The organism is Aquihabitans sp. McL0605 (assembly GCF_049993875.1).
GTDB lineage: Bacteria > Actinomycetota > Acidimicrobiia > Acidimicrobiales > Iamiaceae > Aquihabitans.
In genome coordinates, this window is sequence record NZ_CP188252.1 from 3,582,689 (window position 1) to 3,599,958 (window position 17,270).

Here is a 17,270-nt window from a genome sequence, read left to right on the forward strand (position 1 = left end):
GCTCAGGTCCTCTCGGGGCCGGGGGCGAGCGGCACGCCCGCCCGCTCGAGCGCGTGGGCCACCTCGCCGTCGGGGCGGACGAACGAGCGGTAGTACCGCTGGTTGGCCTCCATCATCGCCCGGCGGCGGTCGAGATCCTCCATGAGCAGCGTGCACTGCTCGACGCACTGATCGGGGTCCTCGAAGGTGAGGTGGTTGGTCCCCTCGGCGAAGCCGCCCGGCACCTCCGACTGGAGCGGCTCGGTGACGATGCACTTGGAGGCCGCGAGGTACTCGCCCAGCCGCCAGCCGTTCGAGCCGCGGAGGCCCGCCGTGGCCACGCCGATGTCGGCGGCGCGCATGAGCCGGAGGTAGTTCGGCTTGGCCGCGACCGCCTCGTCGATGACGCAGTCCGGGTAGAACCGCTGGGCGTAGTCGCTGGGGGCGATGCCGCACGTGGCGGCCGATCCGAAGTGCTCTCGAACGGCGCGGACGCATCGGGCCCGGTCGTCGTTCATCTCCCGCCACTGGTCGGCCTTCTCGCCCTGGATCCGCGTGTGGTCCCACACCCTGGTCATCATCACGATCCGCGGATCCTCGGACGCCCGCGGCTCCTGCTCCAGCGTCTCGACGTCGGCGTGCAGGCAGCCGCCGTTGGGGGACAGCACCTTCGACAGCGGACGGTTGAGCCGCACGATCTGGACCATCGCGTCCTTGGCCGTCTTGGGCCGGGCGCTGCGGAGGGACCACCACGCCCGGGTGCCCCGCCAGTCGCCAGGGGTGTAGGCCGGGTAGTTGAGCCCGAGGGGCAGGACGCGGGCGTCGTCGCCGTGCTCGGAGCTGCGGTAGCTGCGCTTGAAGTAGGTGGTGGCCCAGTCGAGGTCGTCGGGGCGGAGCTGCGGCCCGTCGATGAGGTCGAACGCCAGCCGCAGGTCGCCGTCCACCACGGCCCGCAGGCTGGTGGAGCCGTTGGCATCGGGCCGGTACACCGCCGCCCGCGTCATCGCCACGTCGGCCCGGCCCTGCTGGTGGAGCAGCCCGAACCCGGAGAACAGGTGGGAGAGGGCCTCGCCGGAGCCGTCGGCGATGAGCTGGATGTGGGGAACGTTCCGAGCGGAGCGGCGTTGCAAGTCGACCTCGCGGCGTCAGTGGAGGTGGCCGTCGCTCGCGGCCTCGGGATGCCCATCGCGTCTGGAGCGGCGGGGGCGCCGCACCCTGAAGCGGGGCCGAGCGTAGCGGCGCGGTCGGATCGGGCCGTCGACCCGTGTCGAGGTGCCGGAAGGCTCGTCAGCGCTGCCAGGTGTCGGCGGCGGTGATGGCCACCTCGATGGCCCGGGCGACGGCCTCGTCCTTGGCGTTGACGTGGACGTCCTCGCCGGCCGTGCGGGCGGCGACGATGGCGCAGACGCAGCCGGCCGAGAAGCCGTAGACGCCGCCCATCTTGAAGATGGTGCCGGCCTCCATCTCGAAGCTGAGGACGCCGAGGGCGCGGTACTCGTCGGTCATGCCGCGGTGGCGGCGCAGGAGGTCCCGGTTGGCCGACGACTCCGACCGCTCCTGGCCCTCGAAGAACGTGTCGGTGCTGGCGATCGTGCCCACGTGGTGGGTGATGCCGAGGCGGCCGGCGGCGACGGCGAGGGCCACGGTGAGGAAGGGGTCAGCGGACGCGGGGTACTGCGGTGGGGCGATGTCGTCGGCGGCCCCCTGGTTGGTGAGGGCGGCGGCAGCGATCACGATGTCGCCCACCCCGACGTGCTCCTGGATCGAGCCGCTGGTCCCGATCCGGATGACGGAGGTGATGCCCGTCTGGACCAGCTCGTTGACGACGATGCTGGCCGACGGTGCGCCCATGCCGCTGGTGGCGCACACGACCGGTCGGCCGCTGGGGAGCTCGGCGGCGAACGCGTCGAGCCCACGGTTGCGCGCCAGCACGCGGCTGTTGGCCAGGTGCTGCGTGGCGACCAGCTCCGACCGGTCGGGGTCGCCGCAGAGGAGCACGGTGGTGGTGCCTTCGGGCAGGTCGGAGCGCCCGAAGCCGAGGTGGTACTTCTGGTCGTCGCTCATGGTCTCCGCCCTTCGGGGAGGTCGTGGGGGCCGAACGCTCCGGGGAGGAGCTCCTCCAGGGTGACCACCCCGCCGGCCGTCTCCACCAGGAGCTCGCGGCCGCCGAACTCGAACAGGATCTGGCGGCACCGTCCGCACGGCGCCAGGTAGCTGCCGTCGGTGCCCACGACGACCAGCGCCACGAGCCGCCCGCCGCCCGACGCGGTCAGGGCCTGGGCCACCCCGCACTCGGCGCACAGCGACAGCCCGTACGACGCGTTCTCGACGTTGCACCCGGTGACCACCCGGCCATCGTCGACGAGCGCCGCGGCCCCGACCCGCACCCGCGAGTACGGGGCATAGGCGTGGTCGAGCATGGCGCGCGCGGCGGTGCGCAGGTCGTCCCAGGGGACGTCAGCCACGCGAGGCCGCCGCGCTCATCGCCCGCCCCTGCGCCAGACCTTGCCGTCGGCGGCGGGAGGTCGCAGCCGTTGGCTGGCGAACACCAGCACGAGCAGGGTGGTGACGTGCGGGAAGTACGGGATGATCTCGCTCGGAAGCTCGTCGGTGGTCTGGTACCAGTACGCGCACCCTGCGGCGAGCAGGGCGAACACGGCGGTCGACACCCACAGGCGGCGCCACGCGCAGGCCAGCCCGGTGATCACGAACGCCAGGGCGGCGCCGATGAGCAGGGCGTGGCTGGTCGCGGTGACCTGCGATTGCATCGAGTCCATGAAGCCGAACAGCCCGGCGCCGACGAGGAGCCCGCCCGGTCGCCAGTTGCCGAAGATCATCGCGGCGAGGCCGATGAAGCCGCGGCCACCTGTCTGCCCGTCCTGGAACTTCCCGCTGAAGAGGTAGACGAGCACCACGCCGGCGAGGCCCGACAGGGCCCCGGAGATGGTGACCGCCACGAACTTCATCCGGTACACGTTGACGCCGAGCGAGTCGGCGGCGTCGGGGTCTTCGCCCACGCTGCGGAGCCGGAGCCCGAACGGCGTCCGCCACAGGATCAGGTAGGTGAGCGGGAACAGCAGCAGCGCCAGGATCGTGAGCAGCGACACGTGGGTGGTGATCGACAGCACCATGCTCGACAGGTCGGACAGGAAGAAGCGGTGCTGCCCGCTCAACGTCCTCAGCGGACTGTTGAGGAACGGGAGCAGGTCGACGTTGCCGACGTTGCTGGGGATGGTGGGGGACTCACGGGTGGACACCCCGTTCCAGCTGACCGACGTGAGGAACTGGCAGAACCCCACGGCGAGCAGGTTGATGGCCACGCCGGAGATGATGTGGTCGACGCCGAACACGACGGTGGCGAGCGCGTGGAGCAGCCCGCCGACCGCCCCGCCGACGATGCCCAGCGCGATGCCCTGCCACGGTCCGTAGGCGATGCCGCCGTACGCCCCGAACCAGGTGCCGAGGACCATCATCCCCTCGAGGCCGATGTTGACGACGCCGGCCCGCTCGGACCAGAGGCCACCGAGCCCGGCGAGGGCGATGGGCAGCGCCAGGTAGAGCGCCGATCGCATGGTGTTCTCGGCCGTCAGCTGGCCGGCACCGGTCAGGACCCGGGTGAGCGACAGGACGCCCACGCCCAGGCAGATGTACAGGACGCCCTTGGCCCAGCGGGGGATGTCGGCGAAGCGCTGGCGCGGGGGGAGGTCCTTGATCGCTTCGGGAGGGTTCATGAGCGAGGTCATGCCGGCGCCACCTCCGGCCCGGAGGGCCCGCTCGGGGCGCCGGGTGTCGGTTGGGCGCCACCGGCGGTGACCTCCCGTTTGAGCCCGGAGAGCTCTTGGCGGGCGGCGACCCGGCGGACGACCTCGTAGGCGATGACCACCGACAGCACCGTGATGCCCTGCATGATCGAGGTGATCTGCTTGGGCAGCTGGGCGGTGGACAGGGGGGTCTGCACCGCGTCCATGAAGGCCCAGAGCAGCGCCGCGAACGCGATGCCGATCGGGTTGTTGCGGCCCAGCAGCGCGATGGCGATGCCGGTGAAGCCGAGGCCGCCCACCACCGACACGTCGCTGTAGCGGCCGGCCGGACCGAGGACGTTGTTGAGGCCGATGAGGCCGGCGACGGCGCCCGACAGGAGCATCGCCGTGATGATCATGCGCTTGGCGTTGACGCCGCTGGCCGTGGCCGCCTCGGGGTTGGAGCCGGTGGCGCGCAGGTCGAACCCGTAGCGGCTGCGCCAGATCAGCAGGTAGTAGGCGATGCCCACGGCGAGGGCGACGAACACGTAGGACTGCACCCGGATGGCGTCGGGGACGTTGATCCCGATGACGCGGAGGGCGTCGTTGAGCGTGGGCATCCGGGCCGACAGCGGGAGCGGCTTGGTGCCGAGGACCGGGCTCTCCGACGCCGGCTGTCGCAACCACCGGGTCAGGAAGAAGGCGCCCACGCCGAGAGCGGTGGCGTTCAGCATGATCGAGGAGATGACCTCGCTGACGCCGCGGTAGGCACGCAGCAGGCCCGGGATGGCGGCCCAGGCGGCGCCGACCGCCATCGCCACCACCATGATGAACACGAGGTGCAACGGTCCCGGCAGGGTGACGGCGGCGCCGGCCGCGGCGGCGAACAGTGCTGCCAGCTTGTACTGGCCCTCGACGCCGATGTTGAACAGGTTCATCTTGAACCCGATGGCGACCGCGACGCCGGAGATGTAGTACGGCGCCGCCCGGTTGACGGTCTCGACCATCACCGCCCGGCTGAAGCCTTCGGTGAAGATCACGTGGAAGACCTCTCGCGCGCTGTTGCCGGTGATGACGAGCATCAACGACGAGACCGCGATGGCCACGGCGAGGGCCAGGGCGGGGGCGATGAGGGCGAGCGTGATGCGGCGGATCATCCGGCGCCTCCCGTGGCTGAGCCGGTCATGTACTCGCCGAGGGCGGTGGGGGTGGCCGTGGCCGGGTCGAGCGTGGCCACGATGCGCCCTTCGAAGATGACGAGCAGCGTGTCGGACAGGCCGATGAGCTCCTCGAGGTCGGCCGAGACGAGCAGCATGGCCAGCCCCGCCTTGCGGGCGTCCTTGAGCTGGTCCCAGATCGAGGCCTGGGCGCCGACGTCGACCCCGCGGGTGGGGTGGGCGGCGATCATGACCACGGGCTCTGCCATCAGCTCCCGGCCGATGATCAGCTTCTGCTGGTTGCCGCCGGAGAGGGCTTCGGCGCTGACCTCGATGTTGGGGGTGCGCACGTCGAACCGCTCGACGATCTCGGTGGTGCGGCGGCGGGCCCCCTCGCGGTCGATCCACGGCCCCTTGACGTTGGGGGCCCGGGTCTGGTGGCCGAGGATCTCGTTCTCCCACAGGGGGGCGTCGAGCAGCAGGGCGTGGCGGTGGCGGTCCTCGGGGACGTACCCGATGCCGGCGTCTCGTCGCTCGCGGGTGGACCAGGTGGTGATGTCGGTGTCGCCGAGGACCACCGCTCCGGAGGTGGTGGCATCCATCCCCAAGATCGCGGCGATCAGCTCGGTCTGGCCATTGCCCTCGATGCCGGCCACCCCGACGATCTCGCCGCGCCGGATGGCGAACGACACGTCGTCGAGGATCGGCCGCCCGTTGGGCCGTTCGATCGTGAGGCCGCGCACCTCGAGCTCCACCTGGTCGGTGACGGTGGACTCGCGGGTCTCGGGGGTGGGCAGCTCGCTGCCGACCATCAGCTCGGCGAGCTGCTTGGCGGTGACGTCGGCCGGCTTGCGGGTGGCGACGGTGGTGCCGGCGCGGATGACGGTGATGTCGTCGGCGGCGGCGAGCACCTCGTCGAGCTTGTGCGAGATGAACAGGATCGTGATGCCCTCGCGCTTGAGCTCTCGGAGGTTGGCGAACAGCTCGTCGACCTCCTGCGGCACGAGGACGGCGGTGGGCTCGTCGAGGATCAGGGTGGTGGCGCCTCGGTACAGCACCTTGAGGATCTCCACCCGCTGGCGCTGGCCGACCCCGAGCGTCTCGACCAGGGCGTCGGGGTCGACGGAGATGCCGTAGCGCTGGCCCAGCTCGCGGATCTGGGTGCGGGCGGCGCCGTGGTCGACGAGGAAGTTGAGGGGGAACGATCGGCGCGGCTCGTAGCCCAGCACGATGTTCTCGATGACGGTGAGGTTGTCGGCGAGCATGAAGTGCTGGTGCACCATCCCGATGCCCGCATCGATCGCGTCGTTGGGGTTGCGGAAGTGGACGACCTCGCCGTTCCTCGAGATGGTGCCCTCGTCGGGGGCCTGCATCCCGTAGAGGATCTTCATGAGCGTGCTCTTGCCGGCGCCGTTCTCACCGACGATGGCGTGGATGGTGCCCGCGGTGACGCGGAGGTTCACGTCGCGGTTGGCCACCACGCCGGGGAAGCGCTTGACGATGCCCGCGAGCTCGACGGCGGGCGCGGCCGACTCGTCGGGTGCTGGAGCGGGGGGATCTTGCGTGGGAACGGTCATCGGCAGCCTCCAGAACGCCAAGACCCGGGACCGGCGGACCGGTCCCGGGTCTTGATCGGGTTCACGGCGTGGATCAGCTGGGGGTCGTGGGGACCTTGATCTTGCCGTCGATGATCTGCTGCTTCAGATCATCGATCTGGGCCTTGTCCTTCACCTGGCCGCCGGCGACCGAGTAGTCGATGCCGCCGTTCTTCAGGTCGAACACCTGCACGCCGCCCTTGTCGGTGCCGCTGACGTAGGTGGAGATGGTGTCGTAGACGCCGACGTCGACGCGCTTGATCATCGACGAGAGCATGCACTTCTGCTGGCCGGCATCGACCTGGAAGTACTGGTCGGAGTCGACGCCGATCGCCAGGCGATCCGCGCTCTGGGCGGCCTTGAACACACCGGAGCCGGAACCGCCGGCCGCGTGGAACACCACGTCGGCGCCGGCGTCGTAGAGGCCCGCAGCGATGGTCTGGCCCTTGGCCGGATCGTTGAAGCCGGAGAAGTCACCATCAGGGGTGATGTACTTGACCTCGACCTTGGCGTCGGGGTTGACCTCCTTGACACCCGCCTCGTAGCCGGCCTGGAACTTCTTGATCAGGTCGGTCTCGACGCCGCCCACGAAGCCGATGTCGTTGGTCTTCGTGGACTGGGCGGCGATGGCGCCGACCAGGTACGAGCCCTGCTCCTCGGCGAACGTGATGGACGTGACGTTCGGGGCATCGACGACGCTGTCGACGATGGCGAACTTGATGTCCGGGTAGTCCTTGGCCACGGCGGTGATGCCGTCGGCGAAGTTGAAGCCGACGCCGATGATCAGGCCGTTGCCGGCCTCGGCGAGCTGGCGGAGGAGCGCCTCACGGTTGCTGCCGGTGGCGTCGGGCTCCAGCGTGGTGGGGGTGATGCCCATGTTGGTGGCGGCGGCGGTGATGCCGTTGTAGGCGGACTCGTTGAACGAGTGGTCGTCCTTGCCGCCGATGTCGAACACCATGCCGACCTTCTTGCCCTTGCCGTCGGGATCGTTGGTGCCCCCGAGGTCTGAGGCCTCCTGCTTCTCACCCGTCTTGCCCTGGCAGGTGGCCGCAGACTCTCCGCCCGAGGTCTTGCTGCCACCATCGGAGCCACCGCCGGAATCGCTGCTGGCGCAGCTGGCGAGGATGAGTGCGAAGGCTGCGAAGAGCAGAATCAGCAGTTGCCTGCCTGATCGATGCTTCACGAGTTTCTCCCTGTGTCCGGACCCCGGTCGCCTGGTTGCGTCGGGTGGAACGTGAACCTACAACGCGTTCCCGGGGCGTGCGCCGGCTTCTGCGAGCGGACCGGAACGATCGCTGACCGAACCGGAGCCGGATCGAGAGACCCTGGACACATCCCAATAACGACCGTTATCGTGCAGGGGTGTCTGCGCAGTCGATGGAGCCCGGTCCCGACGACGATCCGCTGGGGACGCGCCTGCTCGCGGCCGCCACCCAGGTGTTCGCGGAGAAGGGCTACGCGGGCGCCGGCGTCGCCGAGATCGCCCGCCGCGCCGGGGTGACCACCGGCGCCATCTACTCGCGGTTCCGCGGCAAGGACGAGCTGCTGGCCTCGGCCATCGAGGCGGCCACCGCCGGCGAGTTCGACTCCCTCTTCTCCGACCACCGGTTCGAGGGCCGCATGGAGGACATCCTGCGCATCGCGGGCAGCCACCTCGTCGAGCGCAACCAGACCCCGACCGACCGCGAGCTGTACGCCCCCGGGGTGCTGCTCGAGTCGTTCGTCGCCGCCCGCCACGAGCCCACCGTCCTCGCCTTCTTGAAGGCCCGGATGAACGACCGCCGCGACCGCCTGGCGGAGATCGTCGAAGGGGCGAAGGCCACGGGCGGCATCGACCACGACGTCGACACCGACTCGCTGGTCACCTTCTGCCACGCGGTGGGCCTGGGCTTCCTCCTCCTCGAGGTGCTCGACCCGCCGATGCCCGACACCGACGCGTGGGAGGCCCTCATCGGCCGGCTGCTCGCCGCCACCGGCGACCCGGCCGCCTTCCTGAGCAGCGCCCTCACCGAGCCGACCCCCCAAGGAGATCGAGATGCCGACTGACGAGGAGATCCTGGGACGGTCGGGGGTCGACGACCTCGACGCCATCTTGTCCGTGACCCGCGCCGACGTCGACGACGCCGTCCACGTGGTCGCCGACAACGCCGATGCCATCTTCACGTGGGACTACGAGAAGGGCGCCCGCCCGCAGCTGAACAAGCTCTACGAGAAGGCCAAGCACGCCCAGTGGAACGGCGAGACCGACCTCGACTGGTCGATCGAGTCCGATCCCGAGGAGCTGGCGCGGGCGATGAACGGCCCCCGAGCCGAGGCGTTCGCCCACAAGGGGGTGGACCTGTCCGGCACGCCGGTGGCGTCGTGGGACGACGACACCTGGACCGAGTTCGGCATGGAGGTCCAGAAGTGGAGCCTCAGCCAGTTCATGCACGGCGAGCAGGGTGCGCTGCTGTGCACCGCCAAGATCGTCGAGACGGTCCCGTGGATCGACGCCAAGTACTACGCGGCCACGCAGGTGATGGACGAGGCCCGCCACGTCGAGGTCTTCGCCAAGTACCTCGACACCAAGCTCAACGGCCACTACCCGATCAACGCCCACCTCGGCCTGCTGCTCGACGACATCATCAACGACGCCCGCTGGGACATGACGTACCTCGGCATGCAGGTGATGGTCGAGGGGCTGGCGCTGGCGTCGTTCGGGATGGCCATGCAGGTCACCCAGGACCCGCTCCTCAAGCAGCTCCTGCGCTACGTCATGAGCGACGAGGCCCGCCACGTGGCCTTCGGCGTGCTGTCGCTGAAGGAGTTCTACGAAGGGCTGACCGACGCCGAGATGCTCGAGCGCCAGGAGTTCGCCTTCGAGGCCGCCGTCCGCATGCGCGACCGCCTGCTCCAGCAGGAGGTGTGGGAGCGGATGGGCGTCGATCCCAAGGTGATCATCCCGCGGCTGCGCGTCGGCGACCGCAACCAGGATCCGTTCCAGCAGCTGCTGTTCTCCAAGATCGTGCCCAACTGCAAGAAGCTGGGCCTGCTCGACGCCAACGACGGGTGGCTCCGCGCGCGCTTCGACACGCTCGGCGTCTCGCAGTTCGAGGATTGGGCCGACACGAGCGAGGAGTACCTCGACCTCGACCTCGACGCCGTCTCCGCCGACCGCCTGGATGCCGCAGCGGGCTGACCCCGTGCGAGGGGCCGGTCCCGACACGGGCGGCGGATGTGGGATCGTGGGCGCATGACCGCGCCCCGACGTCGACCCCGCCTCCGGTGGTGGCAGCGCAGTGGGCCGTCGATCCTGGTCTTCTGCGTGGTGCTCACGGTGATGGCGCTGGCGGCGATCGTGCTGTGGAACAGCATCTCCGATGTCGTGCCCGTGGTCGGCAAGGACAAGCAGGGCGAGGACCCCTGGCAGGACCCGGTCGGCATCGAGAAGGTCGGCGGCTTCCAGGTGGTCCACATCCCCGACTGCGCTGCCGCGCCGGTGGTCCGGGTGGCGCTGTGGGACGAGAAGAGCAAGCCGTACTGGGAGGTGTCGGGCCCCGGCATCCCCATGGCCAGCTTCGCCATCGGGGCCACGCCGCAGGGCTTCAAGGTCGACACCCCCTACACGGCACCGCCGCCCGGCGCGGTGCTGCGCCTCGCCGTGGTCCGTTCGGTGAAGGGCGTGGCCGGTGTGCGCTACACCACCTCGGATCTGCGCACCGGGTACGTGGCCGCGGGGCAGCCCATCAGCCGGTACCTGGTCGAGGACTTCCAGACCGGCAACGTGTGCGGCGATCAGATCAAGGCCACCACCACCACCACCTCGGTGTCGTCGGGCGGTTGATCCGCCCGTCGGATGGCGTCGCTCAGAGCTGGCCGCGGCCCCGGTCGGTGATGCCCTGGCGCCGGCGCTCGATCTCGTCGGGGTCGAGCCCCTGGCCCTGCCAGGCGGCGGCCACATCGTTCTCGACCATCCACGCATCGCCCACCGTCACCCGCGACCCGCGGGCGTAGGTGTCGTAGATCTGGCGGACGGCGCGCTGGTCGCTCGACACGATGTCGGCGGCGAGGCCCCGGGTGAACGGCAGCAGGTGGTCGTGGGGGACGACGTGGTTGACGAGGCCCCACTCGAGCGCCTTCTGGGCGTCGCAGAAGTTGCCGGTGGCGCTCATCTCGCGGGCCCGGCGCAGGCCGATGGCCTGGGGGAGCAGGACCGTGAGGCCCCACCACGGCTGGATGCCGACGCGGGCGTGGGTGTCGGCGAACCGGGCCCGGTCGGAGGCCACCAGGAAGTCGCACGCCAGGGCCAGCTCGAAGCCGCCGGTGATGGCGGCGCCGTTGATGGCGCCGATCACGGGCTTGGGGCCGGGAGGCAGCGGGCCGCGGCGCTCGACGGGCGTGTCGTCGCGGGGTCGGGTGCTGGTGAGCGTGCTGGCGCCGGCACCCAGCTCCTTGAGGTCGAGGCCGGCGCAGAACGCCGGGTCGGCGCCGGTGAGGATGATCACGCTGACGGCGTCGTCGGCCTGGGCGGCCTTGACCGATGTGACGAGCTCCTTCAGCAGCGCGCCCGAGAGCGCGTTGCGAGCGTCGGGGCGGTTGAGCGTGATGGTGGCGATCTGGTCGGCCACCTCGGTGAGCACGAGGTCGGTCATCGTGGGCTCCTTCAGTCGGAGGGATCGTCGGGTGGGCAGAACTCGAACGTGAGGTCGCCCAGCCGAACGAGGGTGGAGGCGATCCAGCCGCCCATCGAGCTGAAGTGCTGGTCGAGCTTCGACCCGTCCTCCAGCACGTCTTCTTCGAGCTCGTAGGTGCCTTCGTAGGACACCTCGATGGCCCACTCGACCTCGTCGAGGTCGTCGCCGTGGATGATCTCGACGGTGGGCCCGGAGCGGATGAGCCGCTCGGAGCCGATCAGGCTCGACTCGGCGGGCAGCACCTCGAGCACCCGCTTGGGGTCGGGCTGCTCGGCCAGGCGCTGGATGCGCAGGACGATCTCGATCTCGATGCGCGGGGGCTCCTCGATGGCGTCGCCGATGTACCAGGACCGGTAGGCGGTCTGGGACCACGTGGGCCAGTCGAGCGTGAGGTCGGCCCGGGTGCGCGGCGGCGAGCCCTCGCCGGGCAGCGCGTACGACGTCTCCCAGGTGAGGTCGCCCAGCAGCACGTCGGCCTGGAAGCGCTCCTCGAACGCCTGGCGTTCGAGCATGGCCCCCTCGACGGTGTCGCGGAGGGCGCCGATGGCATCGGTGAACACGTGATCGAGCATGCGCGCCGGACCCTACCGGCCACCGTGGTGGTCCATGGCCGCGACGGCGACCGACAGGCCGAAGTGCTTGTGGCGCAAGGTGGCGATGCGCCGTCCCTCCTGCACGGCGACCTTCACGGAGCCCAGCCCGTCGCCCAGGAACGCCGCGGTCTCGTCGAGATCGTCGACGTCGACGGCCAGCCCGAACCACGTGGCCGGAGCGTCGGCGGCGGGTCGGCCCGAGCCGGTGTCGCCGCTGACCACCTCGAGGATGGTGGGGCCGAGGCGGAAGAACGCCTGGCGCATCGCGGCCCCGTGGCTGGTGGTGTCGCGGATGCGGCGCAGCTCCAGGCCGGCGCCGGCCAGCGCGTCGATCGTGCGGTCGAGGTCGGGGGTGGCGACCACGACGTGGTCGAGCCCGGTCACCCCGTTCGGGTGCGGTCCGGGTGTCGGGTCGTCGGAGGCGGCCACGTCGGAGCGACAACTCGTGGGCAACCCATCGAGGTGCCCGTCGGTGACGGCCAGGCCCGAGACGGTCCAGCCGGTGATGCCGCGACGCGATCCGTCGGCCGGCCGACCGGTCAGCTCCAGGCGGACGCTTCCCACCACCACCGAGCCGTCGATGACCGTGAAGCCCGCGGCGGCCCACGACGACGGGTCATCGGCGATCTGCAGAGCCACGAGCCGTGGGCCCGGACCTGCGGCTCCCGCTCCTGCGCCCATGGCCCCGGACCCTACCGGCGGCCGGTACCGAGTTCGGGTGCGACGGGCGCGCCCGGTACCGTGAGCGCGACTGGCCGTGGCGCAGTTTGGTAGCGCACCGCGTTTGGGACGCGGGGGCCGTGAGTTCAAATCTCACCGGCCAGACCACGGGTTGACGACACAACCCTCCCAGCAGTGCCGACAGAACCCGCCGGAACACGCGGGGGAGGTCGCGAGAGCGGGCCGCCGGATGGTTCCGGCGGCCCTTCTGTCGTGTCTTGGTGGGTGTTGAAGGATGGAGGGTCCGGGGACGGTCGGCCGCGGAGCGCGCCACCGCGTCGTGGTCAGTGGTACTGCGGGCAGGTCCTCTGTCGGGGACCCTCGTCCGGGAGGTACCTGGCCCACTCCTCGTCGGTCAGGTTGCGGCCGGCCAGACGACAGGCCTCTCGACGCCAGACGACGGGATCGACGGAGAGCAGCGCGCCGCCCCTCGGGGTGGACGTGCCGAGGGTCTTGCTGTCGCTGCTGAAGACGGGCCCGGTCACGGGGCCCAGATCGAGGATCGGCCCGACGACCTGACGGGTCGCCACGTCGAGGAGGCGGGCCGTGTTGCTCGGGTCCGAGGTGACGATCGTCTTGCCGTCCCGGCTGAACGCGATCCAACTGATGGGGTTCGCATCGACGTGAACAGGCGCACCGATCAGCGCCTCGGTGGCGAGGTCGACGAACGCCACCGAGCCGCCGCTGCCGATGGCCATCGTGCGGCCGTCAGGTGAGATGTCCATCCCGGCGGGGCCCGAGCTGGCCTGGGTGAAGTGGGCGAGGTGGGTGAACCGGCTGAGGTCGTCCACGACGGGTGATCTGCGCTCGAGGTGGCGGAACACGACCGCTTGGCCGACCGCGGAGGCGACGAGATCCCCCAGGGGCGTGAAGGCGAGCCCATCCACGTAGGTGGTCAGGTGGCTCTCCAGCCGGCGCACGCGGTGGCTTCCGAGGTCGACCAGCGCGATCTCGCCCTGGTAGCCACCCACGGCGATGGTGCGCATGTCGCGGGAGTAGACCGCGTACACCGCGGGAAAGCCGAGCTGGAACGGCGCGCCGATCGGTCGTCGTGACGCCACGTCGTAGCGCTGCATCGTGCCGGCCCGGTTGATGACCGCGATCTGGTCGCCGTCGTAGTAGCTCGCGGCGAAGGCCGTCGGGAAGGGGAAGTGGAGGCTCGGTCCCGGACCTGGGCTCAGCACCGGAAGCAGGGGGCGCAGCGTGCGGGCGTCGTACAAGGTGACCGAGTCCTTGCGGTCGGGTGCCGCGATGAACCTGCCCCCGGCCATGGGGAACACGTAGGTCGGGGCGCCCGGAAGCGGGCGCACGAGCACCGACTGACCCTCGAGGTCCCACAGGGTCGCCGGCCCGCTGCGTCCGCCGACCAGGATGCGTCCCCGGGAATCGAAGCGAGGGGAGGCCAACCCCGTCTGCGCGACGATCGGGGCGCCGATCCGGTGGAACGTCTTGGCGTCGTAGACCTGCACGACACCGTCGCCACCCACGACGAGGCGGGCACCGTCGGCACTCCAGGCCCCGTCGGCCTCGCTCGCCGAGCCCAAGCTCGTGATCTCGTGGGTGTCGAGGTCGAGCACGGCCTCCCCTTGCGAGAGCGCGCCCACCGCGATGCGGTTCCGGGAAGGGTCGGAGCTGACCGACATCACGAGCCCGCCCATGCCGCGCGGCGCGCCCAGCATCGCTCCGGTCGACGCGTCGTGCAGGACGATCGCCGCGTCGTCGCCCCCGGTGATGAGCACCCGGCCATCTCGGCTGAAGGCCACCGCGGTGACCGGCCCGGAGTTTCCCCCGTACCTCGCGGGCAGCTCTTCGCCCGTGGCCGTGTCCCAGACCCGCACCGAGTCCTCCCCCTTCACAGGAGCGGGGTCACCCACGATGCCGAACGCGGCGGCCAGGAACCGTCCATCGGGACTGAACGCGAGGTCGCCCGGACCCAGACCGAACCCACCGGTCTCCACCCGACCGATGGTCCGGCCCGGTCCGGGCCCCATGTCGGCAGCGGCGTGGATCTCGACGTCGCGGGCCTTGCCGGAGGGATCGACCAGGACCATCGACCCGTCCGCCCGGCCAACGGCGACGGTGCCGGAGGGCGCGACGGTCAGTGCGGTGGCGAACGGACCGGGAAAGGTCCCGAGCCGCTTGTCTGCTGCGAGGTCCCAGCGCTCGACGCGACCCTGCGTCAGCACCAGCGCGCTGCCGTCGGACAGCGGTGCGACCGCATCCGAGGTCGGCGTGGGGATCGTCAGCACGCGTTGCGGGTCGTCGAGCAAGGCGCTGAGGAGCGCACCGCGGGTCTGGGGATCGTCCCGGAAGTGGTTCGCCTCGACGGCGAGGAGCGCCCCGAGGTAGCGGTTCTCGCTCTGCAGCGTCTTGGACTGGGCGACCAATCGACCCACCGTGGCGTCGAGCGAGGCCGCCCGCGCCGACGTCGCCTCGTCGTTGGCCCGGTTCCGCTGGACGACCGCCGTCGCGCCGGTGGCGAGGGCGAGCACGAGCGCAACTCCGACCGCGACGAGGAGTGCCCGCAACCGATGGTTCGAGCGCTCGCGAGCGCTGGCCTGCTCCTCCCGTGCCGCCTGCTCCGCGCCTTCGCGTGCAGAACTGGCCTGCAAGAAGGCCGCCTCGAGCGCGTTGAGGTCATCGCGGTTCCCTGCCTGTGCCAACCACTCCGAAGCGGCTGCGAGGCGCGGTCCTCGATAGAGCTCACCGGGCTCGTGACCGAGGGCCTCCCAGTCGCTCGCCGCGTGGGTGAGGTGGCGATGGACCCGCCGTCCCTCCCGGTCGTCGTCGAGCCAACCTTGCAGCCGCGGCCATTCGCGGATGATCGCCTCGTGCGCCACCTGCACGGTGTCCGCGTCGATCGTGACGAGCCGCGCCGCGGCGAGCTGCTGCAGCACGGCGTCGGGTGGCGTGCCGTCTCCGTGCGCGACGAGCTCGTCTCGGCTGACCCGCCTGCTCGTGTCCTCGGTCCCGTCGCCGAGCTCGGTGAGGCGGAGGAACAGCTGGCGGGCACGAGCCTGCTCCCGAGGATCGAATCGTCGGTACAGGGATTCGGCCGTCAGCGCGATCGCACCGCTAGCGCCCCCGGCCTCGCGATATCCCGCCACGGTGAGGGCACGACGTCGGCGGCGCTTCCACGTCTCCAGCAGCGCGTGCGACAGCAACGGCAGCGCGCTCGGTTCCTCGCCGATGTCGTGGACGACGAGCTCGACGAGCCCCGGCTCCACCTCGAGCCCGGCCGTGACCGCTGGCCCGGTGACGGCCTCCCTCAGCTCATCTGGCGCCATCGGGCAGAGCAGCGTCGAGCTGCGGTCGAGCAGGGCGGCGAGCTCGGGATGGGTCGCGCACTGACCGTAGAAGTCGGCACGGATGGCGAGGGCCACCGTCACGCGACCACCGACGTCGTTGAGCGCACCCACGAGCAACGCGACGAACCACTGACGCTCGGCCGCATCGCGGGTCTGGGTGAACAGCTCCTCGAGCTGGTCGACGACGATGGCGAGCTGTGCGCCCGAGGGCACCCGATCGCGGGCCAGCGACGCCAGCCCACAGGGGTCGACCTGCAGCTGGTCGGCCACCTCCGACACGGGACGCTTCAGCGCCAGGGCCAGGCCGGAGGCCAGCTCCATGAGCGGGTGCGAGCCGGGCGTCATCACCATGGTCGGCCATGCCTCGCTGCCAGGCAGTCCGCCATCCCGCAACGACGCCAGGAGCCCTGCCCGGATCACGGATGACTTGCCGCTCCCGGAAGCCCCGACCACGACGACGAAGCGATCCCGGCCGACGCGGCCGAGGAGATCGGCGACCACCGCCGTGCGTCCGAAGAAGAGCGCGCGATCCTCGGCTTCGAACGGCATCAGGCCCTTGTAGGGCGACGTCGCCGACGGGTCGCCCTCGTCGTCTCCAGCGACCACGGCGTCGGGGAGCAGGTCGAGGGACCCGTCCTGGGCAGCGATGGCGCCTTCGAGCGCGCGGAGCTCGGGCCCGGGCTCGATGCCGAGCTCGTCGCCGAGCAGGGTGCGGGCCCGCTGATAGGTCCGCAGGGCATCGGCCTGACGTCCGCACCGGTAGAGGGCCAGCATGAGCATCGCCCAACGTCGCTCTCGGAGCGGCTCCTCGGCCACCATCGACTCGAGCTCGGCCACCGCCGACGCCGCACGGCCGCAGGCGATCTCGGCGTCGACGAGCTCCTCGGCCGCGACTCGTCGCAGCTCGGAGAGGCGGGCGGCTTCGGCATCGGCGGGCGCCCACCCTTGGAGCTCTTCGAGGGGCGCGCCCCGCCACAGACCGAGTGCCTCCCTGAACCTCGTGGCCGCGTCACCGGGCTGGCCGGCGGCACGTGCGTCGAGCGCGGATCGGACCACCCGGTCGAACTGCCACGAGTCGATCAAGCTCGGCTGGCCGGCGAGGCGATAGCCGGGGCTGCAGGTGTCGATCACCCCGGGACCGAGCGCCTTGCGCAGCTTGAGCACGTTGTTCTGCAGGGTCTTGGCCGCAGAGCGCGGGGGGTGGTCCCCCCAGAGCGCGTCGATCAGGCGGTCGGCGCTGACGACGTCGCCGCCGGCCAGCACGAGGGCGGTCAGCACCGCCCGCTCCCGCCGGCTCCCCAGTCGGATGGACTGGCCCGCCTCAGCTACCTCGAGGGGCCCGAGGATCCGGAACTCCATCAACGGGGACATTAGCGACAGGCCGCGGTGAGCAGGGTGTGACCGATCACGGACTGCCACGAGACCGGCCGGATCGATGCTCGAGGCGACACCACCGGGGTGAGCGAGCCGATCGGCCCATGACGTGGACGATGCACCCATGAGAC

14 protein-coding genes and 1 tRNA gene are annotated in these 17,270 nt (G+C 70.8%); 4 read left to right on the plus strand and 11 right to left on the minus strand.

The annotated features are described in order from the left end of the window. Positions 1-2 precede the first annotated feature (2 nt). From ACPPVX_RS16525 to ACPPVX_RS16555, 7 genes are all read right to left on the minus strand, one after another. Positions 3-1,109, minus strand: a complete 1,107-nt coding sequence (locus ACPPVX_RS16525) for a glycosyltransferase (RefSeq protein ID WP_426571672.1) — start codon at positions 1,107-1,109, stop codon at positions 3-5. Between the two features lie 157 nt (positions 1,110-1,266). Beyond that, entirely contained in the window at positions 1,267-2,043 is a 777-nt protein-coding gene (locus tag ACPPVX_RS16530; protein WP_426571673.1) for a nucleoside phosphorylase, read from the minus strand. Continuing rightward, positions 2,040-2,444 (minus strand): cytidine deaminase, encoded by a 405-nt coding sequence (locus ACPPVX_RS16535; RefSeq protein WP_426571674.1) that lies wholly within the window; start codon positions 2,442-2,444, stop codon positions 2,040-2,042. Before ACPPVX_RS16535 ends, ACPPVX_RS16530 begins: the two co-directional genes overlap by 4 nt. A gap of 15 nt (positions 2,445-2,459) precedes the next feature. Beyond that, positions 2,460-3,722, minus strand: coding sequence for an ABC transporter permease (locus tag ACPPVX_RS16540; RefSeq protein WP_426571675.1), 1,263 nt, complete (start codon positions 3,720-3,722; stop codon positions 2,460-2,462). Next, positions 3,719-4,876: an ABC transporter permease gene (locus ACPPVX_RS16545; RefSeq protein ID WP_426571676.1), complete on the minus strand. Its 1,158-nt coding sequence runs from the start codon at positions 4,874-4,876 to the stop codon at positions 3,719-3,721. The genes ACPPVX_RS16540 and ACPPVX_RS16545 overlap by 4 nt, the downstream gene beginning before the upstream one ends. After that, positions 4,873-6,453 carry an ABC transporter ATP-binding protein gene (locus ACPPVX_RS16550; RefSeq protein WP_426571677.1) on the minus strand — a complete coding sequence of 527 codons (1,581 nt, stop codon included), beginning with the start codon at positions 6,451-6,453 and terminating at the stop codon, positions 4,873-4,875. The genes ACPPVX_RS16545 and ACPPVX_RS16550 overlap by 4 nt, the downstream gene beginning before the upstream one ends. Positions 6,454-6,526: 73 nt before the next feature. After that, complete coding sequence (locus tag ACPPVX_RS16555; RefSeq protein ID WP_426571678.1) at positions 6,527-7,654, minus strand: BMP family lipoprotein; 1,128 nt, start codon at positions 7,652-7,654, stop codon at positions 6,527-6,529. Between the two features lie 179 nt (positions 7,655-7,833). On the opposite strand from ACPPVX_RS16555, the gene ACPPVX_RS16560 reads away from it, so the two are divergent. Genes ACPPVX_RS16560 through ACPPVX_RS16570 form a run of 3 tightly spaced genes read left to right on the plus strand, consistent with a single transcriptional unit; the run spans position 7,834 to position 10,294 of the window. Continuing rightward, positions 7,834-8,517, plus strand: coding sequence for a TetR/AcrR family transcriptional regulator (locus ACPPVX_RS16560; protein ID WP_426571679.1), 684 nt, complete (start codon positions 7,834-7,836; stop codon positions 8,515-8,517). Further along, positions 8,507-9,649, plus strand: a complete 1,143-nt coding sequence (locus ACPPVX_RS16565) for a ferritin-like domain-containing protein (RefSeq protein WP_426571680.1) — start codon at positions 8,507-8,509, stop codon at positions 9,647-9,649. The genes ACPPVX_RS16560 and ACPPVX_RS16565 overlap by 11 nt, the downstream gene beginning before the upstream one ends. 54 nt (positions 9,650-9,703) lie before the next feature. Next, positions 9,704-10,294: a hypothetical protein gene (locus tag ACPPVX_RS16570; RefSeq protein ID WP_426571681.1), complete on the plus strand. Its 591-nt coding sequence runs from the start codon at positions 9,704-9,706 to the stop codon at positions 10,292-10,294. A 22-nt stretch (positions 10,295-10,316) separates the two neighbouring features. On the opposite strand, the gene ACPPVX_RS16575 is transcribed toward ACPPVX_RS16570, so the two are convergent. The 3 genes from ACPPVX_RS16575 to ACPPVX_RS16585 are packed head-to-tail and all read right to left on the minus strand — an operon-like array spanning position 10,317 to position 12,418. Then, a complete protein-coding gene (locus ACPPVX_RS16575) occupies positions 10,317-11,102 on the minus strand; it encodes an enoyl-CoA hydratase (protein WP_426571682.1) in 786 nt (261 codons plus the stop codon). 11 nt (positions 11,103-11,113) lie between these two features. Continuing rightward, complete coding sequence (locus tag ACPPVX_RS16580; RefSeq protein WP_426571683.1) at positions 11,114-11,716, minus strand: hypothetical protein; 603 nt, start codon at positions 11,714-11,716, stop codon at positions 11,114-11,116. Between the two features lie 12 nt (positions 11,717-11,728). Continuing rightward, positions 11,729-12,418: a VOC family protein gene (locus ACPPVX_RS16585; protein WP_426571684.1), complete on the minus strand. Its 690-nt coding sequence runs from the start codon at positions 12,416-12,418 to the stop codon at positions 11,729-11,731. Positions 12,419-12,488: 70 nt separating this feature from the next. Here ACPPVX_RS16585 and ACPPVX_RS16590 point away from each other — a divergent pair. After that, a tRNA-Pro gene (locus ACPPVX_RS16590) sits at positions 12,489-12,565 on the plus strand. Between the two features lie 176 nt (positions 12,566-12,741). On the opposite strand, the gene ACPPVX_RS16595 is transcribed toward ACPPVX_RS16590, so the two are convergent. Beyond that, entirely contained in the window at positions 12,742-17,265 is a 4,524-nt protein-coding gene (locus tag ACPPVX_RS16595; RefSeq protein WP_426571685.1) for a BTAD domain-containing putative transcriptional regulator, read from the minus strand. Between the last annotated feature and the right edge of the window lie 5 nt (positions 17,266-17,270).